The sequence below is a fragment of the Streptomyces niveus genome (assembly GCF_001723055.1).
GTDB classification, from domain to species: domain Bacteria; phylum Actinomycetota; class Actinomycetes; order Streptomycetales; family Streptomycetaceae; genus Streptomyces; species Streptomyces niveus.
Map to the genome: position 1 here is coordinate 26637 of NZ_MDCR01000084.1, position 21421 is coordinate 48057.

The window sequence follows — 21421 nt, forward strand, 5'->3', positions numbered from 1 at the left end:
AACCGCCCCGACCAGTTCCGGAGGACAGGGAAGCCATGACCGAAGTGGACGACGCGCCCGTGATCGTGTGCGGCGCGCCCGGTTCGTTCGCGCGGAGCGTGCTGGCCGAGCGCCATCCCGCCCTCATCGAGCAGGTACGGGACGCCTTCCCGTGGTCCCCGGAACGGCACCGGGCGCTCGACGCGTTGCTGCGCTCCTCCACAGAAGGAGTCATCGAACCGTTGGGTCCGCACGCGCACGACCGTGAGCGGTGGGACGCGTGGGGCGCGGAGTACTTCGGCCGGTCGTGGTTCGACGTGCCGTTCCTCTGGGCCGAGAGCTACTTCTACCGCCTGCTCCTCGAAGCCGTCGGCTACTTCGGGCCCGGCCCCTGGCAGGGCATCGACCCGTTCGCGCCCTTCAAGCGGGCGGAGCTGCGCGGGTCTCTGGTGGACGACGAACTCGCGGCGCTCGACGTGCTGGCCCGGCGGCCCGTCGCCGAGCGGGCCGCCGCGTACCTCCAGGGCTCGCTCTGGGGCAACCGCGCGGACCTGAGCTTCACGGTCGGTTCGCGGACGGCCGACGGGGGCACCGACGACGGCAGCGACGGCAGTACGGAGGCGCGCTCCGGTGAGGACCCGCCGCCTCTCGTCGCGGACGACAGCGAGGTGCTGTGGTCGCTGCTGCCCACCGGGGGCTCACCCGGCGCCGCGCGGACCGTCCACGTCATCGCCGACAACTCCGGCCGCGAGCTGATCCCCGACCTCGTCCTCATCGACCATCTCCTCGCATCGGGCCGCGCCGACGACGTCGTCCTGCACGCGAAGCCGTATCCGTACTACGTCTCCGACGCCACCATGACCGACGTCGTCGACTGCGCACGCCGTCTCGCCCAGGCGTCCGGCGAGGCCGGCGAGGCCGGGAGGCGGCTCTGGGCCGCGATGGGCGACGGGCGGCTCGCCGTACGCGCGCACGGGTTCTTCTGCGCGCCGTTCCCGTACGCCGAGATGCCCGACGAGCTGCGGCGGCAGTTCGACGGCGCAGCCCTGACGATCGTGAAGGGTGACCTCAACTACCGCCGCCTCGTGGGTGATCGACTCTGGTCACCGACGACGTCGTTCGCCGGGCTCACGGCGCACTTCCCGGGGCCGGTGGCCGCCTTGCGTACCCTGAAGTCCGATGTGATCGTCGGCCTGGAACCGCGCACCGTGGCGCGGCTCGAAGACGCGGCCGGCGACGGTACGGGCCGGGCATGGCGTACGAGCGGGACGCACGGACTCGTACAGGTCAGGACCTAGAAGCGACGAAGAGACGCAGAGACGTCGGAGGCGAGCCGCATGGCGCTCCAGATCAGCGCGACCAACCCGGAGCAGCCGGCCGTGCTCCTCGACCTGCCCTGGAGTCTCCCGCTCGAAGAGTGGCCCGACGACTGCCTGGTGGCGCTGCCGCGCGGCATCTCACGCCATGTGGTGCGTTTCGCGGAAGCGGGTTCCGAGGTGCTGGCGGTCAAGGAGATCGCCGAGCGTCCGGCGGTGCGCGAGTTCGGGCTGCTCAGGGACCTGCACCGGCTGGGCATACCGGCGGTCGACCCGGTCGCGGTGGTGACGGGGCGGGTCGACGCGGACGGCAGGCCGCTGGAGTCCGCGCTGATCACCCGGCACCTGAAGGGCTCGCTGCCGTACCGCTCGATGTTCGAGTCGACCATGCGCCCCAGCACGGTGAAGCGCCTCATGGACGCGCTCGCCGTTCTCCTGGTGAGGTTGCATCTGACGGGCTTCGCATGGGGCGACTGCTCGTTGTCCAACGCGCTCTTCCGGCGCGACGCGGGCGCCTACGCCGCGTATCTGGTGGACGCCGAGACCGGCCAGATCCAGCCCACGCTCAGCCGTGGGCAGCGCGACTACGACATAGAGCTGGCACGCGTGAACATCGCCGGTGAGCTGATGGACCTGGAAGCCTCCGGCTCGCTCCACCCGTCGGTCGACCCGGTGCCGTTCGGGGCGGCGATCGTACGGCGCTACGAGGACCTGTGGCACGAGCTGACCCGGGAGTCCGTCTACCCGGTCGACAAGGGCCACTACATCGACCGCCGGATCCGCCGTCTCAACGAACTGGGTTTCGACGTCGCGGAGATGCAGATAGAGCGGTCGCCGGTGGGCGACACCGTCACCTTCCTGCCGAAGGTGGTCGACGCGGGCCACCACCAGCGCCAACTGCTCCGGCTGACCGGCCTGGACGCGGAGGAGAACCAGGCACGGCGGCTGCTCAACGACCTGGAGAGCTGGATGGCCGGCCAGGACGACTACGCGCCTGGCGACCCGCTGGGCGCCCGCCCCGAGGTCCTGGCGCACCGCTGGGTGCGTGATGTGTTCCGGCCGACCGTACGGGCCGTACCGCTGGAGCTGCGCAGCCGGACGGACGCGGCGCAGACCTACCACGAGGTGCTGGAACACCGGTGGTACCTGTCCGAGAGGGCCGGGAAGGACGTGGGGCGGGACGCGGCCATCGAGGACTACGTCGCCCACATAGCGCCGTGCTCGGAGCCGGACTCGATCGCCGGGACGGGAGCCCACGAGGCATGACCGGGCGCGTCGGCGGGCAGTAGCTGAGGGCCCCGCCGCGACGGGGGAAACGCGGCGGGACCTGGAGTGCGAATGCCCGGCGCTCCGGCGGTTACACATACGACTTCATGTGGCGTGGACCACGGGCGAGTTCGGTGTCCGCCCCCTGCCTGCGAATCACTCTCCGTGATCGGCGCGTGCCGGATCCGCAGGTCGTCGCGGGGACAGGGGAAAATCCCGGTCCATGAGTGAAAGAGGCGATTCCTCCGATTCCTCCCGAGCCGGCGCGCCGAATCGGACGCTGGCTCTCGCGGCCATGCTGTTCGCCGTCTCGATGACGTTCATCGACCAGACGATCGTCTCCATCGCCGCGCCGGACATCATCGACGAGCTGGGGCTCTCGTCCTCCGGGATGCAGTGGGTGATCAACGCCTATCTGCTGACGCTGGCCGCGTTCTTCGCTCTCGGCGGGCGGCTGGCCGACATCGTGGGGCACCGCCGGATCATGGTGATCGGCACCCTCGTCTTCGTGATCTCGTCCGTACTGTGCGGATGCGTGCCGGCCGGGAGCTACGCGCAGAGCTGGCTCATCACCTTCCGGGCCTTCCAGGGCCTCGGCGCCGCCCTGATGTTCCCCGCCGCGCTCGCCGTGGTCATCGCCGTGTTCCCGGTCGAGCGGCGCGGCCGGGCACTGGCGCTGTTCTTCGGGCTCTCCGGTGCCCTCACCGCCGTGGGCCCCCTGCTCGGCGGCTGGCTCACCGGCTGGACCTGGCGGGCGATCTTCTGGGTCAACGTCCCGGTCGCCGTGATCGCCCTCGTACTGACCGCCATGGCGCACATCAAGAACACCTCGCGCCGCGACCGGCTCGACGTGCCCGGTGCCGTGCTGGTGGCCGTCGGCATGGGGCTGAGCGTGCTGGGCTTCCAGCAGGCGTCCGCGTGGGGCTGGGGCAGCGCGGCCACCTGGGGCTGCATCGCCGGTGGCGTACTCGTCCTGGTCTTCTTCTGCCGCTTCGAACTCCGTGTCCGGGACCCGCTCATCAAGCTCCAGGTCTTCAGGGACAGGGCGTTCGCCGTGGACTGCGCTGTGCTGTTCTTCGCCATGCTCGCGTTCGTCCCGGTGTTCTTCTTCGCTTCGGTCTACGCGCAGGTCTCGCTGGGCTCGTCGCCGAACCAGGCCGCGCTCTTCCTGCTGTACTTCTTCGTGGGCTTCGCCATCGCGTCGCAGTGGGGCGGACGCGTCCTGGACAGGCGGGGCGCCAAACCCGCGCTGACGCTCGGCACCGCGATCGGGGCGGTCGGATTCGCCCTGTGGGCCTCGAAGTTGACGGACCTCGCCATGCACGACCAGTGGCCGTACGTGGCGTTGGCCGGCGCCGGGATCGGTCTGCTGCTCTCGCCCGCCTCCACCGACGCGGTCAACCGGGCGATCGGCGCCTCCTACGGAGAGGTCACCGGCATCACCCAGACCGTCAGATACTTCGCGGCGAGCGTGGGCCTGGCGGTGTTCGGCACCGTACTCACCCATGTCACCACCGACCGCGTCGTCGAGACCCTGCGGTCGAAGGGCGTACCGGCCGGTGAGGCGAGGGACGCCGCCCGGAGCGTCGCGGAGACCGTGTCCGGGCAGGCCGACACCCGGCAGCCCTCCGGCGGGGGCGAGGTCGCGCGGACCATGCGCGACTCGATGGACGCGATCCGGCTGGACTTCGCGGAGGCCAACCGGTGGGTGTTCTACGGGATGGCCATCGCGCTCGGACTGGCCTTCATCTGCTCGCTGTTCCACCCGGGGACGCGGGTCACGGGCACAGCGGAGTCCTAGCGGCGAAGGCCCGTTGTCGTACCCCTGTGGCAGGGTGAAAATCAACGCGATGACCCCTGGTCACAGAAGGAGCACACCCATGTCCGGTCCCGGACCCGGCCCCGCCGCCGGCGCAGTCCTCGACTCCCTGACAGCCGTGGCCGAGCTGCTGGCGCCCGGCCTGCCCACCGTCGCGGAACAGACGAGGCACGCGCACACGGACCCCGAGGGTTACGTGCGCGACCACGCGGACCGGCTGGAGGACCGCGGCATCGACGAGCCGTTCCCGGGGCTCGCGTGGATCGCCCTCGTGGACGCGCTGCACGACCACAAGCTGCTCGCGGAGCTCGACTGGAAGGAAGGCGCGGACGAGATCCGGTGGCGGATGGGCGGGCTGGCCTCACGTCCGTCCGTGGATCCCTGGGTGCTGTTCGACGCCGGCGAGATGGAGCTGACGACCCATGACTTCCTTCAGGCGTGCGGTCGGCACTACCGCGAGGTCGGCACCGCCCTGGTGATCCTCGACATCGAGTCTGACTGCTATCCGGTGGCGTGTCTGAGTCCCCGGCGGGTGGACGAACTCATATCGCACGCCAAGAGCGCGGGCTTCGCCGTGTGGCCCCTCGGTGTCTAGGTCCCACACGTCCTAGCGGCGGGCCGGGGGAGCGTCGTCCAGGGCCTGCCGCAGCCGGTCGAGCGCGGGACGGGCTCCGCCGTCCGTCCCCGGCCGTTGCCGGGCGGTTCTCAGGTCGACCAGGCGCGCCAGGGTGCCCATGACCACATGGAGCGGCGGCCCGCTGGTCGTCAGGCCGGCCGTCCCGGACTCCTGCTCCTGCGGCGCACGGGTGGCCGGGGCCTGGAGGAAGGGGACGACGAGCCGGTGGTGGTGGAAGGCCGACGCGGCGCCGTGCAGACGGCAGACGGCGAGGAACAGCTCCGCGTTGTCACGCAGTTGGGGCGTGAGAGGGCCCGCTTCGGTCTCCCGGACGAAGGCGTCGAGCAGCGGCTCGGCCGTCACGGTGGCCCGCAGCGTGGCCTGGTCCTCCGGCGGCATGTACGGGTACTTCTCCGTCAACAGGGCCTGGTAGAAGGGGTCGTACGGCGAACAGAGGCCGAGCAGCACGTCGATCGTGTTGATCGCCGCGAAGTCGCCCGCGTTCGCACCCCGGTACTCCACGCCGCCGACGCGATGCGCTTGGAAGTACGGCCTGATGTTGAGGAAGAACCGGTCGACGTCGAGCGTCTTGCTCAGCGTCCTGCCCAGGTCCAGTACGTCCTCCAGCCCCGACCGCGCCTCCCGCAGCAGATACGCCGTCAGCGGGCTGGAGACCCCGAGCGCCGGGACGCGTCGCAGCGCGGCGGCCGTGCGCTGGTACGCCAGCACCGACAGGCCGTTGTAGAGGATGAAGGCGCGTTCGTCCGCGAGGCTGGTGAACGTACGGAAGGTGTCCCCGACCGCCCGGTTGTACAGAGCCTGGTGGGCGAAGACGAAGCGCGGCACGACGCCGAGCGACGACGCCAGCAACTGGGCCAGCGGCCAGGCGGCGGACTGCGGACCCTCGATCTCGTGGCGGCGGCAGGCGCCGAGGTAGAGCCCGACCGAGCCCAGCAGTTCGTACCGCTCGTCGTCCTTGGTGGGCAGCGCGTCCGGTGCGCCGCTGTCCGTGATCCGCCCGACCAGCTCGGCGCCCTCGCGGCCGATCCGTCGCCTGGCGGCCGCGAGTTCCGGCCGGTCGCGCGGGATCCGGCCCTCGGCCGCGAAGTGCGCCTCCTCCAGCAGGGTGTTGAGGGCGACGAAGTCGTTCCTGATCCACCGGTCGAATTCGTCAGCGGCAGTGGTCACGGTGCGGATGCTCCAATGCGAAAGAGGGCGCGCTCGCCTCATCCCACCCTCCGGGCGGCCCGGTCACCAGGACCAATGACGATCTCCTATAGAGGTCCAATAGAAGTCCAGCGGCCGACGCGGGGGTGAGTGGCCTACTCAACTCCCCGGTGCGCGATGCCCAACTCGCGTACGACGATCTCGCCCCGCCCCGCCGGCCCGAGGTGACGTCACAGATCCGGACGGGCGCGTGCTACCCGTCCGCGTTTAACGCCGCGTGTGATGCGGGCCTCGCTGGTTAGGGTGACCGGTGTGATCGATGCGATGTACCGAACTCTGCTGCGGGCCGGACACGACAGCGGCGGCTGGGAGCCCGTCACGGACGGGGAGTCCGAGGCGGCGGTCTTTCGGTCCGAGGACGGCACGCGGTACGCCAAGTGTGTGCCCGCCGACTCCGCGAACTCCCTTGAGGAGGAGCGCGATCGGGTCGACTGGCTCAGCGGGCAGGGCGTCCCGGGGCCGCGCGTACTCGACTGGCGCGTCACGCCCGACGCCGCCTGTCTGCTGACGAGCACCGTCGCGGGGATTCCCGCCGACCGGGTCACGGCTCCCCAGCTCCTGGCCGCCTGGGAGCCGATCGCCGACGCCGTACGGCACTTGCACGACCTGCCCGCGCGGCGGTGCCCGTTCAGCCGCGATCTCTCGCTGATGTTCGCCACCGCCCGCGACGTCGTCGCGCGGGGCGCGGTCAACCCGGAGTTCCTGCCCGAGGACCAGCAGCGGACGCCCGCCGACGAGCTGCTCGCGCGCCTCGTACCGCAGCTCGAACAGCGGCTCGCCCAGGAGGGCGGCGACAGCGTCGTCTGTCACGGGGATCTGTGCCTGCCCAACATCGTTCTCGATCCGGAGACACCGAGCGTGGCGGGCTTCATCGATCTGGGCCGTCTCGGCCGGGCCGACCCGTACGCCGACATCGCCCTCCTCCTGGCCAACTCCCGTGAGACGTGGGCAGACGAGCGGCAGGCGACCGCGGCGGACGAGGCGTTCGCCGGGCGGTACGGCATCGAACTGGACCGGGAGCGCGAGATGTTCTATCTCCATCTCGACCCGCTCACCTGGGGTTAGGCCCAGCCATGTCACCCACGACAAGTTCCGGAGGAGTGGAGATGCCCGGTCACCCGAGCGCGCGTTGACGTCGTAGGTCGAGACCGACCCGTCATCGCGTGCTGCCCTTCGAGCTGCGGCACAGCGAACCCTTCCCCGCCCTGTTTCGGCGGTTTCGTTCCCGGCAACTCAAGGGGTCTCCCATGCCCTCCGCTCCTTCGCCGAGCCTCTGGCGCGATCACGACTTCCGCTGCCTCTGGGCCGGCCAGACCGCCTCCCAGTTCGGCGCGCAGGCCGGCCAGGTCACCCTGCCGCTCCTCGCCCTGGTGGCGCTCAACGCCGACGCCGCCCAACTCGGCGCCCTGCGCGCGGCCCAGCAGATACCGATCCTGCTGTTCTCGCTCTTCGTCGGCGTATGGGTGGACCGCTGGCGGTCCCGCAACGTGATGGTGCTCGCCGATCTCGGCCGGGCGGTGGCCCTGGGCGTCGTCCCGGTCGCGTTCCTCCTCGGCGTACTCGGCATTCCGGTGCTGCTCGTCCTCGCCTTCCTCGTCGGCGTACTCACGGTGTTCTTCGACGTGGCCTATCAGGCCGCTCTCGTACGACTGGTGAACCGCGAGCAGTTGGCGCAGGGCAACAGCGCGCTGGAGGGCAGCAGATCCGCAGCGCAGGTCGGCGGCCCCGCGCTCGGCGGCGCGCTCGTGTCGCTCCTCTCGGCGCCGGTCGCCGTCGTCACGGGCGCGTTCTTCTTCGCCGTGTCCAGCCTCTCGATCCGGCGCATACGTCACCGCGAGGCGATACCGACGCCTCCGTACGGAGGGCGGTCCGCGCCCCGGATGGGACGGCAGATCCTCGAAGGACTCCGCTTCGTCGCCCGCGACCCCTCCCTGCGGGCCGTCGGCATCGCCTCGGCCCTGTTCCATTTCTTCTTCGCGGCCCTGATGACGGTCTATCTGCTCTTCCTGCCCCGCACCCTGCAACTGTCGGGCGCGGGCGTGGGGCTGGTCCTCGCGGCCATGGGGCCGGGGGCGGTCGTGGGCTCCGTACTGGCGGCCGGGCTGCCGAGGAGGCTCGGCCACGGGGTGGTGCTGGTGTCCTCGGCGGTGCTCGCCGAGGGCGTGATGCTGTTCGTCCCCGCGCTGTACGGCTCCGGCGGCCTCACGATCGCCGCCCTCATGGCGATCAACTTCCTGTTCGGCGTCTTCAGCCAGTTGGTCGATGTGACGGTGATGGCCGTACGCCAGTCGATCACGCCCCTGCCGATCCAGGGCCGGGTCGTCGCCACCCTCAACTTCGCCGGGATGGGACTGACCCCGCTCGGCTCGCTGCTGGGCGGCTTCCTGGCGACGGGGTGGGGCCCGCGAACGAGCCTGCTGCTGACCGTGGTCGGGCTCTTCCTGTCCCCGGTGTTCATGGCGCTGTCCCCACTCGCCCGCCTGGGCAAGGAGCTGCCGGCACCCGGCGGCACCGCGTAGCGGCGGCCTCGCGCGCGCCGGCTGTCAGTCGCGGCGCTTGTCGGCCACGGCGACCACGAGCGTCGCCCCGGCGAGGGCCGCCCACGCGGGCCACAGCCAAGACGGGGCGCCGGCCGTCATGGTGACGGCCGCGACCGCGGCTAGGCCGGCGAGGGTGCTTACCAGCAGCGCCCGGGTGGGTGCGCTCATCGTTGACCTTCCGTTGGGCCGGCCGGAGTGTCCGTCAGGGCATCAGGGCATCGGGGCATCAGGGCATCGGGACAGAAGAAAACCCTCACCGGCGTTCTCGCGGGTGAGGGCTGCGTGCGCCCCCGGCAGGACTCGAACCTGCGGCCAAGCGCTTAGAAGGCGCCTGCTCTATCCACTGAGCTACGGGGGCCGAAATGTGGCCTCGGTCGCCCGGAGTGCCGAGGGGCAGTCCGTGCGGTCCGTGACCTGTGCCGGGACAAGGATAGAGCTCCGTTCGCCCTGGCCCGGTTGCTTCACCTGCGTGGCACGATGTGGAGGTTCGGTGAAGCGAACCGATAATCGCAGGCAGGTGCGATTCCCGCAGTGCTTTTCACGCCTGAAGCTACGGGTGTTGTGCACTCGTTATGCCTGTGCCCCACTCGTCCCGTCTGTCCCCCGCGCCTGACCGGCGCGCAGGAGATGTCTATACGCTTCAAAAAGGCTCCAAAATTGGGCATTCTTCGCATGTGGTGACCTTGGACGTACGGCCTCAGCTGATCGACGCACTTTCCGCGCTGCGCGACCGTGTCGCCGCTGTGCGTCTTCCACTCCCTCTCGACGGGGCCCCGCGTGCCCGCCAGACCAGGGAGGAGCTCCTCGCGCAGCTCGACGACTATCTGGTGCCGAGGCTCCGGGACCCCGAAGCACCACTGCTCGCCGTGGTCGGCGGATCCACCGGTGCCGGGAAGTCGACGCTCGTCAACTCCCTTGTGGGGCGGCGGGTCAGCGAAGCGGGCGTGCTGCGCCCCACCACCCGTACACCCGTACTGGTGTGCCACCCCGACGACTGCCACTGGTTCGACGGCGTACGGGTCCTCCCGCAGCTGACGCGCGTCTGGCTGACCCAGCAGGAGGAGGACGGCGGGGCCGGGGCCTGGAGCGGGGACGACGAGCACGCGTTGCGCATCGACACCGCCGTGGCACTGCCCCGCGGCCTCGCGCTGCTGGACGCGCCCGACATCGACTCGCTCGTCGTCAGGAACCGTGTCCTCGCCGCCGAGTTGATCTGCGCGGCCGACGTGTGGGTGATGGTCACCACCGCGTCCCGCTACGCCGACGCGGTGCCCTGGCATCTGCTCCGTACGGCGAAGGAGTACGACGCCTCGCTCGTGACCGTCCTGGACCGGGTGCCGCACCAGGTGATTGACGAGGTGTCACGTCAGTACGCGGCGCTGCTCACCAAGGCCGGCCTGGGCGACGTACCCCGCTTCACCATCCCCGAACTGCCCGAGTCGGCGGGCGGTGGCAGCGGACTGCTGCCCACCACCGCCGTCGCGCCGCTGCTCGACTGGCTGACGCACCGGGTGCGGGACCCCGCGGCCCGCCAGCAGGCCGTCGTCCGTACGGCGGCGGGCGTCATCGGCTCGCTCAACGTACGGATGCCGGAACTCGCGGGCGCCGTCGCCGCGCAGTACGCCGCCGCCGTACGTCTCACGGGCGCCGTCGAGGAGGCGTACGCCGCCGAGCGTGAGCGGGTACGCGGGCGGGTCAAGGCCGGTGCCGTGCTGGCCGGGGACGCGCGGACCCGCTGGCGCGGCCATCCGAGGGACAGCTCGGCGCGCGAACTGCTCGACTCGCTGGTCGAGAGCCTGGCCGCGCTGCTCCAGTGCGCCGTCGCCGCCGCCGACGAGCGGGTCACCGAGGCATGGCGGCGCGAGCCCGCGTCGGCGGCCGTCCTGACACCGGGGCCCGACCGGGAGGTCTCCGAGCGCATCGGGATGGCCGTACGGCGCTGGCGGCGGGTCGTGGAGGAAATGGCCGAGGAGGAGGTACGGCTCCTCGAACGCAACGCTGCGCCCGACCCCGAGACGGTCGCCGCGCTCCTGGCCGCCGCCCTGCTGGGCGGACATCGCACCCGGGTCGCGGGGGAACGGCTCGCCGAGCGGATCGGGGCGCAGGGCGCGCTGCGGCTGCGCGACAAGGGCGGCGACCTGGTGGCGACGTACATCGACGACGTACTGCACTTCGAGCGGGACCGGCGGCTGGCCCCCCTGGACGCGCTCGACGTGGCGCCGGAGCCTCAGGCGGAACTCATCGCCGCGCTGTCCGTACTTCAGAAGGAGATGTGACCGAGATGGCGGACGCGACGGACATGACGACGTTGACGGACGAGCCCGGCGAGACCGGGCCGCGGCGCTCCACGGGAGTGGTGGACACGGACGCGGACGGTGCGGGGCGGCGCTGGGACGACGGGCTGATCGCCCGGCACGCCGCCGGGCGCAAGGGCGCCGGCGCCCCGGGCGTCACCGTCGGCGTGGCGGCGATCGACGGGGACGACGGCACGGCCCCGGCCGACGCCCACCAGCCCATCGGCGGCGCCTACGAAGGACCGCTGCGCGTACGGCTCGACGCCCTGCGCGAGTTGGTGGGGCTGTCGCGGACCCGGATCGACGGGACGACTCTCGCCGAGGCCGGACGCGTGCTGGACGAGGCGTCCACCCGGCAGCGGCTCTCGTCACGGCACACCGTGGTGGCCATCGCGGGTGCCACCGGCAGCGGCAAGTCGACCCTGTTCAACGCCCTGGCGGAAGTGCCGATCTCGGAGACGGGGCTGCGCAGGCCGACCACCTCCGCGCCCATCGCCTGCGTCTGGTCCGAGGGCGCCGCCGGGCTGCTCGACCGGCTCGCCATCCCGGGGAGGCTGCGCCGCAGGCCGCTCGCGGGCGGCGACGGGGACGAGGAGCTGAAGGGGCTCGTCCTGATCGACCTGCCCGACCACGACTCCGCCGTCGTGGCGCACCGGGACCAGGTCGACCGCGTACTGGCCCTGGTCGACGCGGTCATCTGGGTGGTCGACCCGGAGAAGTACGCCGACGCCGCGCTCCACGAGCGCTATCTGCGCCCGCTCGCCGGCCACGCGGAGATCACCTTCGTCGTGCTGAACCAGATCGACCGGCTGCCCGGTGAGGCCGCCGACCAGGTCCTGGACGATCTGCGCAGACTGCTGGACGAGGACGGCATGGCACTCGGCGAGCACGGCGAACCGGGAGCCACGGTGCTGCCGATCTCCGCGCTCACGGGTCAGGGCGTGGGCGAACTGCGGGAGCTGGTCGGCCGGTTCGTGCAGGAACGCGACGCCGCCGCCCGGCGGCTGTCGGCAGACGTGGACGCGGCTGCGCGGCGGCTGCGCTCGGTGTACGTCGCCGACGGGCGCACGGGCCTCGGCGAGCGCTCCCGCGAGGAGTTCGCGGAACGGCTCGCGTGGGCGGTCGGCGCGGTGGCCACCGGTGAGGCGGCGGAGCGTGAGTGGCGCAGGAACGCGGGGCGCGCGTGCGGGACGCCGTGGCTGCGGCTGTGGCGCTGGTACGAGCGCACCCGCACGCCCGGCGGCGCCCCGCAGCCCGCCGAGGTGATCGTCGAGGACGAACTCACCGCCAGGCAGCGGGTCGAGCAGGCCGTGCGTACGGTCTCGGAGGAGGCGGCGGCCGGGCTGCCGAGGCCCTGGGCGCAGGCGGTGCGCGAGGCGGCGGTACGCGGCGCCGTCGGGCTGCCGGAAGCCCTGGACGAGCTGGCCGTGACGGCGGGGCCGCCGAGCGGACGCCCCGCGCGCCCCGCGTGGTGGCCGGCGGCGGTCCTCGCGCAGGCGTCCATGACCCTGCTTCAGATCTACGGCGGGCTGTGGCTGGTCGGCCAGATCATCGGTGTCCTCCCGCCCGGCATCATCCCGCCCGTGCTGGTGATGCTGGCCGGGATCGTGGGCGGGCCGCTGGTGGAGTGGGCGTGCGCGGCGGCGGCGCGGGGACCGGCGAGGCGGTACGGGCAGGACGCCGAGCGGCGGTTGCGGGAGGCGGCGGCCGGGTGCGGGCGGGCCAAGGTGCTCGATCCGATCGCGGCGGAGCTGATGCGGTACCGGGAGGTGCGGGAGCAGTACTCGACGGTGTCGGGCCTCACGCGGTAGCTCCGGGCGGGGTGGCTCGGGTTGTTGGGGGCGTTGATCACGAACGGGTGACGGAGTTATCCACAACCGGCGGGTAATCCACAGGCGCCGGCAGGGATTTCGCTCCGGGTTCAGCATGGAGTGGTGATCGGTCGACGGGGCCGGGAATCGGGGAAGCGGGGGGCTGACATGAACGACACCGTGGTGACGCTGGTGGGAAACGCGGCGACGGGGGTGGACTACCGGGAAACACCGACGGGCGGGGTGGCGCGGTTCAGGTTCGCGGTGACGCCGCGCCGCTGGGACCGCCGGAATTCGGCCTGGACGGACGGGAGTACGAGTTTCTACACCGTCTGCGCGTGGCGGAGTCTGGGGGCGAATCTCACCGCGTCGGTCAATGTCGGTGACCCGCTCGTCGTGCACGGCAGGCTGCGGGTGCGGGACGAGACGCTCGACGGGCAGCGCAGGACATTCGTGGACATCGACGCGGTGTCGATCGGTCACGATCTGACGTGGGGGACCTCCGCGTTCAAGCGGGTGGCGCGGGCGAACACGGCGCTGACGGAGCGTCCGGTGGACATGTCGGCGGCGGCCTCGGCCGCGAACGCCGCCACCGCCGGCAACGGCTCCGGCTCGGGATCCGGCCCCGGCCCGGGTTCGGTCGGCAAACCGGTGCATACGCAACCGTGGCTGTCCGAACAGGACGAGTCGGCGGCGCCGGTCGGGGCGGCCGGCGTACCGACCGGACCGCTCTGACCGGGGAGTTGTGGAGATTTGTCGATAGTCGAACGACTTCGAAGGTGTGAGCGGTAACGATTCCGATTCGGAACGGTTATCGGACCGCACGAACGGGCATCGGCGGTCTCCTCCATCCATAGGATTCCCGAGTACTCATGGGGCACTTGAGTCTGCTGGCGAGGCAATCCCCCCACGCGTCCCATAGCGGAGGACCTCGCCCGGAGGGATAAATCTGTGTTGTCTGCGCTGTCTGAGTTCTTCGCTCCAACCGCTCCAACCGCTCCAACCGCTTCGACCGCCCGCAGGCGGGGCGCCGCCCGTCTCGCCGCCTCGATGGCCGTATCCGGTCTTGTCGTGGCGGGCACCCTCGCCGGCGCGGGTGCGGCCGTGGCCGACGACGCGCTCCAGCACCGGGGCGGCGCCGCCGCCACGCTCGACGGCCTCATGACGTACGACAAGGCCGTGCTCACCACCGACGGCGAGAAGCGCGAACTGCCCGCCGGGCTCTTCGAGATGACCGTCGACGGCGGCGGCAAGCTCAAGACGTACTGCATCGACATCCACAACCCCACCCAGGACCAGGCCAAGTATCTGGAGACCCCCTGGGCGCAGACCTCGCTCGGCGCGAACAAGAACGCCGGGAAGATCCGCTGGATCCTGCAGAACTCCTACCCCCAGGTGGACGACCTCGCCGCGCTCGCCGAGGACGCGGGCACCGGGCCGCTCACCGCGCAGACCGCCGCCGCCGGTACGCAGGTCGCCATCTGGCGCCACTCCGACAACGCGGACGTCGACGCCGTGGACCCGCAGGCCGAGAAGCTGGCCGACTGGCTGGAGCGCGGGGCCGACCATGTCGGTGAGCCGAAGGCGTCGCTCACCCTGGAGCCCGGCGCGGTCTCCGGCCGCAGCGGCGAGCGCATCGGGCCGGTCACCGTCCGTACCGACGCGGACAGTGTCGCGGTGTCCCCGCCCGCCGACGCCGCCGCGATGGGCATCGAGATCACCGACAAGGACGGCAAGCCCGTCACCGAGGCCGCCGACGGCACGCGGCTCTACTTCGACGTCCCCGAGGACGCGGCCGACGGCACGGCCGCACTGAGCGTCCAGGCGACCACGTCGGTGCCGGTGGGCAGGGCGTTCGCCGGGGTCACCAAGAGCCAGACGCAGATCCTGGCCGGTTCCAGCGAGTCCACGGTCTCGGCGGCGGCCACCGCCACCTGGGCGGCTCAGGGCGCGATACCGGCGATCACCGCCGAGAAGAACTGCGCGAAGGGCGGTGTGGACGTCACCGCGGCCAACACGGGTGACGAGCCGTTCTCCTTCACCCTCGCCGGGGAGGGGTACGCGGTCGAGGCCGGTAAGTCCAGGACGGTCACGGTGCCGGTGGCCGAGGACCAGGCGTACGACTTCACGATCACCGGCCCCGGTGGGCTCACCAAGAGCTTCCAGGGCGTCCTCGACTGCCGGACGACCGGCAACCCCGGCCCGGCGCCCGTCGACGAGACCAGCACCCAGCTGGCCCCGGCCACGGCCGGGGGCGGCGCGGGCACGGACGGTCTCGACCTGGCCGAGACGGGCACCTCCAACGCCACGCCGATCATCGGCGGCGTCGCGATCGGCCTGGTCCTGATAGGCGGCGCGGCGGTCTTCTTCTTCCGTAAGAAGAGCGACCCCTCCACCGAGGACTGACCGGCCCCTCACGGCCTCTGACCGGCACACCGTCCGGGCCCGCGCGGACCGCGGGCCCGGACGGTGAGTCCGAGGCCTGGACAACCGGTTTCTCCCCAGGGAGGGACGTGCGGCAAGATGGTTCCATCTGCCCTCACGCGGTGGAGCCGCACATTGGCCCTTCTCGATCTGCCGGACGGTTTCTCTTGGCTGAGTACATCTACACGATGCGCAAGACGCGCAAGGCGCACGGCGACAAGGTCATCCTCGATGACGTGACGCAGAGCTTCCTGCCCGGCGCGAAGATCGGTGTGGTCGGCCCGAACGGCGCCGGTAAGTCCACCGTGCTGAAGATCATGGCCGGGCTTGAGCAGCCGTCCAACGGTGAGGCCTTCCTGACACCCGGGTACTCGGTCGGGATGCTCCTCCAGGAGCCGCCCCTGGACGAGACCAAGACGGTTCTGGAGAACGTCCAGGACGGCGCCGCCGAGACCATGGGCAAGCTGAAGAGGTTCAACGAGGTCGCCGAGCTGATGGCGACCGACTACTCCGACGCCCTGATGGACGAGATGGGCAAGCTCCAGGAAGACCTGGACCACGCCAACGCGTGGGACCTGGACACCCAGCTGGAGCAGGCCATGGACGCGCTGGGCTGCCCGCCCGGCGACTGGGCGGTCACCAACCTGTCCGGTGGCGAGCGCCGCCGTGTCGCGCTCTGCAAGCTGCTGCTGGAAGCGCCCGACCTGCTGCTGCTGGACGAGCCCACCAACCACCTGGACGCCGAGTCCGTGCAGTGGCTGGAGCAGCACCTCGCGAAGTACCCCGGTGCCGTCGTCGCCGTCACCCACGACCGGTACTTCCTGGACAACGTCGCCGGCTGGATCTGCGAGGTCGACCGCGGCCGGCTGCACGGCTACGAGGGCAACTACTCCAAGTACCTGGAGACCAAGCAGGCACGCCTCAAGGTCGAGGGCCAGAAGGACGCCAAGCGCGCCAAGCGGCTCAAGGAAGAGCTTGAGTGGGTCCGCTCCAACGCGAAGGGGCGCCAGGCCAAGTCCAAGGCCAGGCTGGCCCGTTACGAGGAGATGGCCGCCGAGGCGGACAAGATGCGGAAGCTGGACTTCGAGGAGATCCAGATCCCGCCGGGCCCGCGGCTGGGCAACGTCGTGGTCGAGGTCCAGAACCTGAGCAAGGCGTTCGGCGAGAAGGTCCTCATCGACGACCTCTCCTTCACGCTGCCGCGTAACGGCATCGTCGGGGTCATCGGCCCGAACGGCGCCGGCAAGACGACGCTCTTCAAGATGATCCAGGGTCTTGAGGAGCCGGACTCCGGCAGCATCAAGGTCGGCGACACCGTCAACATCAGCTACGTCGACCAGAACCGTGGCAGCATCGACCCGAAGAAGACGCTGTGGGCCGTCGTCTCCGACGAGCTGGACTACATCAACGTCGGTCATGTCGAGATGCCCTCGCGCGCGTACGTCTCCGCGTTCGGCTTCAAGGGCCCGGACCAGCAGAAGCCGGCCGGAGTCCTCTCCGGCGGTGAGCGCAACCGCCTCAACCTGGCGCTGACGCTCAAGCAGGGCGGCAACCTGCTGCTCCTCGACGAACCGACCAACGACCTCGACGTCGAGACCCTGTCGTCGCTGGAGAACGCGCTGCTGGAGTTCTCCGGCGCGGCCGTGATCATCTCTCACGACCGCTGGTTCCTCGACCGCGTCGCCACGCACATCCTGGCGTACGAGGGCGAGTCCAGGTGGTTCTGGTTCGAGGGCAACTTCGAGGCGTACGAGAAGAACAAGGTGGAGCGGCTCGGCGCCGAGGCGTCCCGGCCGCACCGCGCCACGTACAAGAAGCTGACGCGAGGCTGACATGGCTCGCCACCTCTACAGCTGCCCCATGCGCTGGTCGGACATGGACGCCTTCGGGCACGTCAACAACGTCGTCTTCATCCGCTATCTGGAGGAAGCGCGTATCGACTTCATGTTCCGGCTCGCGCCGGGGACCGACTCGCCGTCCTTCTCGGGCGGGTCCGTCGTGGCCCGCCACGAGATCGACTACAAGCTGCCGCTGGTCCACCGGCACGAGCCGGTGGACGTGGAGCTGTGGGTGACGAAGATCGGGGCGGCGGCGCTCACGATCGCGTACGAGATCAAGGACGAGGACCAGGTGTACGTACGGGCTTCGACGATCATCGTGCCGTACGACCTCAAGGCCGGCCGGCCACGGCGGATCACGGCGGAGGAGAAGTCCTTCCTCCTCGCGTACCTGGACGACGCGGAGGCTCTCGCGGCATGACGGCGACGACCGTACGGGCCCTGCGGCTCGCCGACACGGCGGAGGCGGCGGATCTCGCCGCCTTCCTCGGCCGGCTGATCCGCTACGACCGGGCGGCGGCGGTACGCCTCCAGGTGGGCGACGGGGCCGTGGCGGTGTTCGGGCGGCCCCCGGCGTTCGAGGTCCTGGCGATCCGTACGGCGCGGCTGCGTGCGGGTTCGTCGTCGGCGGAGCTGGATGTCACCGTGTCGGCCGGTGAACTCCTCGAAGCGATCGACGAGTTGACGGGCGGCTTCGCGCTGCCCGCCGCCGTGACGGGCCCCCCGTGGACGGGGGTGCTCCCGCCACGCGGCGGCTGGCAGCGGGTCCCCGGCCTGCCGGGCCCAGCCCGGCTGCGCGAGGAGATCGCCGAGGCGGTCGCCGAATTCCGCACCCGCGACGAGGCGTTGCCCGCGGCGCACCGCGACCGCGCCGAACGGGACAGGATCGGCCGCGAGATCTGGTCCCGCCCGGTCGCCGACACCCCCCTGCCCCTGCGCGCGGTCCACGCGGCGCAGTCGGTGGGCTTCCTGCGCCCGATGCCGGAGAACGCACCGGTGGCCCTGCTCAGAACGGGTACGTGGCTACGCCTGAGCACCCCGTACGGCTCGATCGCGGTCCGCGCGGCCGGCACACCCGGCATCACGTCCCTCACGGTGACCCCGACCTGAGCGCATCCGGCCGGGCGCGGCCCCGGTCCGCCCGGCCCGGCCCGTCACTCGTCCGGGGTGTCCGGCCAGACCCCGATGTGGTCCTGTTCCAGTTCCAGCATCACCCGGTGTTCCATGCCCAGCGCCTTCGTGTACTCCGCCGGGAGCTGGAGGCGGCCCGCGCGGTCGAGCATCGCGTATTCGCGGGCCACCACCGACTCCTGGCCCGTCGTCGCGTCGACCTCCGTGCGGCGCAGGACCTCCGAGGACGTGCGGCCGTCGCGGATCGCCACCGTGCGGCGGACCTCCGACGCGACCTCCTGGTCGTGGGTGACGATCACGATCGTCGTGCCCAGTTCCTCGTTCGCGCGCCGGAACGCGGAGAACACCTGCTCGCCCGTCGCCGAGTCCAGCTCGCCCGTCGGCTCGTCGGCCAGCAGCACGGAGGGCGAGTTGGCGAGGGCGACGGCGATCGCCACGCGCTGCTGCTGGCCGCCGGACATCTGATGGGGGCGCCGGTCGCGGCAGTCCGCGACGTCCAGCATCGTCAGCAGCGACCGCGCCCGCGCGGCGCGCTCGGCCCGCCGGCCCCGGCCGCCCGACCCGCTCAACTGCATCGGCAGGGAGACGTTCTGACCGGCCGTCATGTACGGGAGCAGATTCCGGCCGGTCTCCTGCCAGACGAAGCCCACCGCCTCACGCCGGTAGCGCAGCCGCGCCTTCGCGTCCATGGCCAGCAGATCGCGGCCCGCGACCTTCGCCGCGCCCGCCGTCGGGACGTCCAGGCCCGCCAGGATGTTCATCAGCGTCGACTTGCCGCTGCCTGACGCCCCCACGAGAGCCATCAACTCGCCCTCGGCCACCAGCAGATCGAGCCCCTGGAGGGCCTGCACCTCCACCCCGTCGGCGGTGAAGATCCGTACCAGCCGGTCGCACGCGATGAGCGCGTCGTGCCCGTACGAGGGCCGGTCGCGGTGGGTGCCCGCGCGCCGTTCCAACTGCTCCAGCGTCACCGGGGACCCCGTCGACGATGTCATCGGCTGTCTCCTGCCCTGAGTTCGTTGATCGATCCCTGCCGTCCCGCCCACCACGCCTGCACGACCGACACCGCCGCGGCGAGCGCCAGCACCCCCACGGCCGGCAGCACCAGCGACCAGGGATCGGCCCGGAGCGGCGCCCCGTCCAGTGTCACGTCCGACGTCGCCGTCAGCGCCAGCCGTACCAGGTCCACCCCCGGTGCGAGCAGCACGATGGTCGCCCAGCCGACGAACGCCCCGCCCACCGCCGCGAGCAGCGCCTGCGGAAGGACCTCCAGGCCCAGGAGTTGGCGTCCCTGGCGTCTGGTGAGGCCCATGGTGCGCAGCCGCGCCAGCAACGTGAGGCGTTCGGGGGCCGTCTGCGACAGCGAGAGCAGCAACGCCAGCAGGGCGTAGCCCGCGCCCGCCGCGATCGCCGCCGCGTAGATCCGCTCGGCGCCCTCCTGCATGGGCGTGTTGACGAACGCCTTGCGCTCGTCGCTCCGCAACTTCACGGTCAGTTCGTCGCCGCTCTCCGCGCCGAAGTCCGCGACCGCCCGACGCAGCGCGTCGCCGTCCAGGCCGCCGCCCGTGACCAGCAGGGTGGTCGGCGCCCGCTGCGTCAGGTCGGCGGCGTTCACCAGCAGGTAGTCGCCGCCGGGCGCCCCCGGGGTGTTGGCGCGTATCTCCGCCACCCGCACCTTGAAGTCCCCGGCCGCCGACTGGATGTCACGCGGCTGGTCGCCGAGCCGCTCGGCGACGGCGGGCGAGGCTATCGCGGGCAGCACCCGGCCCGCGTCCGACCCGCCGTCGCGTACGCCTCCCCCGCCCACGGACTTCAGCGCGTCGGCCGGGAACTCCCCGAGCCCGGTCTGCCGGGCGAGGCGCGCGTACGCCTTCGGCTCCACGCCGATCATGGTCACGCCGAGCGCCGTCCTGAACCCCTTGGCATCGGACGGGAGCGGGACGCCGTACTCGACCCGGATAGCGGTCACTTCCCCGACCCCGGCGCCGCCCCGTACGGCCGCGGCCAGCCCGTCGGGCAGCACCGGCGACGAGCCGACGACGCTGATCCGGGCGTCGGCGCCGGTCGCGAGCACGGCGGCCCGCTCCCGGGCGCCGTCGATCCCCGCGAGCACGGAGCCACCGAAGGCGGCGGTCGTCAGCGCGATGAGCAGTGCGAGCAGCGGCAGCGCGCCCGACGACGAAGCGCGGCCCGCGCGGGCAAGCGACAGGAAACCGACGGCGCCGCGCAGCCGGCCCGCCGGGCGGCCCGCGAAACGCAGCGGCAGCGGATACAGCCGTACGAGAACGAGCGCCGCGATCAGCCCCACCAGGATCGGCGCGGAGCTGACCAGATAGTCCACGTCGTCGACCGCGCCCGATCCGGCCGATCCGCCCGTGCCGCGCCGCCGCAGCGCGAGGACCGCGCCGATCGCCAGCGCCAGCAGGGTCAGTTCGGCGATGGTGCGGCGCCGCGACGGCCTGGCCCGTACGAGATCCTCGCGGCCCCCGTGCGGCCGTGGCCTGCGGTGCCGTACGACGGCCCGGACCGGCAGCGCCGCGCACGCCAGCAGACCCGCGCAGCCCGCGGCGGCGACGGCGGGCAGCAGCCGCGCCTCCGGAACGGTCAGCACGGCCAGCAGCAGACCGACGGCCGTCGCCGGCACGGCGATCACCGCCGTTTCGGCCAGGAGCCGGCCGCCGATCGCGCGCAGCGATCCGCCGCGCGAGCGCAGCAGGGCGAGTTCGGCCTGCCGCCGTACGGCGAGCAGACTGCCCGCCATCACCAACACGACGGCGGCCACGGCCCCGATCCCCAGCGCGGCGACGGTGACGACCGGGGCGATGGCCGACCGCATCGAGCGGTGCGCGGCCACGATCTCGTCAAGTCCCGTCGCCACCACGGCGGACGGCCCGACGACGGCAGGCGCGCGCAGCCGGGTCAGCTCGGGGCCGTTCTCCAAGGAGGCGATGCGCGAGGCGAGCTGAGGCGCGTCGCGCGCGGTGAGCGCCCCGGCGTCCGGGGCGATCCGCCAGTACACCTGCGGCTCACCGGTGGTGCCGAGCAGGGCGGGCGCGGCGTCGGGCGCCAGCAACAGGGAGGCACGCCAGTAGCGGGGAGGCGGCAGTTCCCTGGACGGTTTGGTGACGAGGGCGGGGGAGCCGAGGGTGGGCTCGACGGC

Annotated in this window: 17 protein-coding genes and 1 tRNA gene; 13 read left to right on the plus strand and 5 right to left on the minus strand. The window is 71.7% G+C overall.

Going from position 1 to position 21421, the window contains the following annotated elements; all coding sequences use genetic code 11:
- Window positions 1–35 precede the first annotated feature (35 nt).
- The 4 genes from BHU15_RS11960 to BHU15_RS11975 all read left to right on the plus strand — a co-directional run bounded on the left by BHU15_RS11960 (window position 36) and on the right by BHU15_RS11975 (window position 4975).
- Entirely contained in the window at window positions 36–1277 is a 1242-nt protein-coding gene (locus BHU15_RS11960; protein ID WP_069627171.1) for a damage-control phosphatase ARMT1 family protein, read from the plus strand.
- A gap of 39 nt (window positions 1278–1316) precedes the next feature.
- Window positions 1317–2561 (plus strand): DUF4032 domain-containing protein, encoded by a 1245-nt coding sequence (locus tag BHU15_RS11965; protein ID WP_069627172.1) that lies wholly within the window; start codon window positions 1317–1319, stop codon window positions 2559–2561.
- A gap of 223 nt (window positions 2562–2784) precedes the next feature.
- Window positions 2785–4362, plus strand: a complete 1578-nt coding sequence (locus BHU15_RS11970) for an MFS transporter (RefSeq protein WP_069627173.1) — start codon at window positions 2785–2787, stop codon at window positions 4360–4362.
- A gap of 79 nt (window positions 4363–4441) precedes the next feature.
- Window positions 4442–4975: a DUF6630 family protein gene (locus BHU15_RS11975; protein WP_069627174.1), complete on the plus strand. Its 534-nt coding sequence runs from the start codon at window positions 4442–4444 to the stop codon at window positions 4973–4975.
- Between the two features lie 12 nt (window positions 4976–4987).
- Here the strand turns inward: BHU15_RS11975 and BHU15_RS11980 are convergent, their stop codons facing one another.
- Entirely contained in the window at window positions 4988–6184 is a 1197-nt protein-coding gene (locus BHU15_RS11980) for a monodechloroaminopyrrolnitrin synthase PrnB family protein (RefSeq protein WP_171908358.1), read from the minus strand.
- Between the two features lie 303 nt (window positions 6185–6487).
- Between BHU15_RS11980 and BHU15_RS11985 the strand changes: the two genes are divergently transcribed.
- Window positions 6488–7288: an APH(3'') family aminoglycoside O-phosphotransferase gene (locus BHU15_RS11985; RefSeq protein ID WP_069627186.1), complete on the plus strand. Its 801-nt coding sequence runs from the start codon at window positions 6488–6490 to the stop codon at window positions 7286–7288.
- A gap of 182 nt (window positions 7289–7470) precedes the next feature.
- On the plus strand, window positions 7471–8742 hold the full coding sequence (locus BHU15_RS11990) for an MFS transporter (RefSeq protein ID WP_069627176.1): 1272 nt from the start codon (window positions 7471–7473) through the stop codon (window positions 8740–8742).
- A 24-nt stretch (window positions 8743–8766) separates the two neighbouring features.
- Here the strand turns inward: BHU15_RS11990 and BHU15_RS40090 are convergent, their stop codons facing one another.
- Both BHU15_RS40090 and BHU15_RS11995 read right to left on the minus strand, forming a co-directional pair.
- Window positions 8767–8931, minus strand: coding sequence for a hypothetical protein (locus BHU15_RS40090; RefSeq protein ID WP_167756204.1), 165 nt, complete (start codon window positions 8929–8931; stop codon window positions 8767–8769).
- A 117-nt stretch (window positions 8932–9048) separates the two neighbouring features.
- Window positions 9049–9121 (minus strand) — tRNA-Arg (locus BHU15_RS11995).
- Between the two features lie 325 nt (window positions 9122–9446).
- Between BHU15_RS11995 and BHU15_RS12000 the strand changes: the two genes are divergently transcribed.
- From BHU15_RS12000 to BHU15_RS12030, 7 genes are all read left to right on the plus strand, one after another.
- Window positions 9447–11039: a dynamin family protein gene (locus tag BHU15_RS12000; RefSeq protein ID WP_069627187.1), complete on the plus strand. Its 1593-nt coding sequence runs from the start codon at window positions 9447–9449 to the stop codon at window positions 11037–11039.
- Between the two features lie 23 nt (window positions 11040–11062).
- A complete protein-coding gene (locus BHU15_RS12005) occupies window positions 11063–12868 on the plus strand; it encodes a YfjP family GTPase (protein WP_069627188.1) in 1806 nt (601 codons plus the stop codon).
- 168 nt (window positions 12869–13036) lie between these two features.
- Window positions 13037–13603, plus strand: coding sequence for a single-stranded DNA-binding protein (locus BHU15_RS12010; protein ID WP_079128085.1), 567 nt, complete (start codon window positions 13037–13039; stop codon window positions 13601–13603).
- Between the two features lie 315 nt (window positions 13604–13918).
- Window positions 13919–15274 carry a Cys-Gln thioester bond-forming surface protein gene (locus BHU15_RS12015; protein ID WP_069627177.1) on the plus strand — a complete coding sequence of 452 codons (1356 nt, stop codon included), beginning with the start codon at window positions 13919–13921 and terminating at the stop codon, window positions 15272–15274.
- 185 nt (window positions 15275–15459) lie between these two features.
- Window positions 15460–17124 carry an energy-dependent translational throttle protein EttA gene (ettA, locus tag BHU15_RS12020; RefSeq protein ID WP_023541633.1) on the plus strand — a complete coding sequence of 555 codons (1665 nt, stop codon included), beginning with the start codon at window positions 15460–15462 and terminating at the stop codon, window positions 17122–17124.
- Between the two features lies 1 nt (window position 17125).
- Window positions 17126–17551 (plus strand): acyl-CoA thioesterase, encoded by a 426-nt coding sequence (locus tag BHU15_RS12025; protein WP_069627178.1) that lies wholly within the window; start codon window positions 17126–17128, stop codon window positions 17549–17551.
- Window positions 17548–18240 carry a DUF8010 domain-containing protein gene (locus tag BHU15_RS12030; protein ID WP_069627179.1) on the plus strand — a complete coding sequence of 231 codons (693 nt, stop codon included), beginning with the start codon at window positions 17548–17550 and terminating at the stop codon, window positions 18238–18240. Before BHU15_RS12025 ends, BHU15_RS12030 begins: the two co-directional genes overlap by 4 nt.
- 44 nt (window positions 18241–18284) lie before the next feature.
- On the opposite strand, the gene BHU15_RS12035 is transcribed toward BHU15_RS12030, so the two are convergent.
- Together BHU15_RS12035 and BHU15_RS12040 are read right to left on the minus strand one after the other, a co-directional pair.
- Window positions 18285–19256 carry an ABC transporter ATP-binding protein gene (locus tag BHU15_RS12035; protein WP_069627180.1) on the minus strand — a complete coding sequence of 324 codons (972 nt, stop codon included), beginning with the start codon at window positions 19254–19256 and terminating at the stop codon, window positions 18285–18287.
- Window positions 19253–21421, minus strand: a 2169-nt coding sequence (locus BHU15_RS12040) for an FtsX-like permease family protein (RefSeq protein ID WP_107422838.1), incomplete at its 5' end; no start/stop codon positions are given. The genes BHU15_RS12035 and BHU15_RS12040, both read right to left, overlap by 4 nt.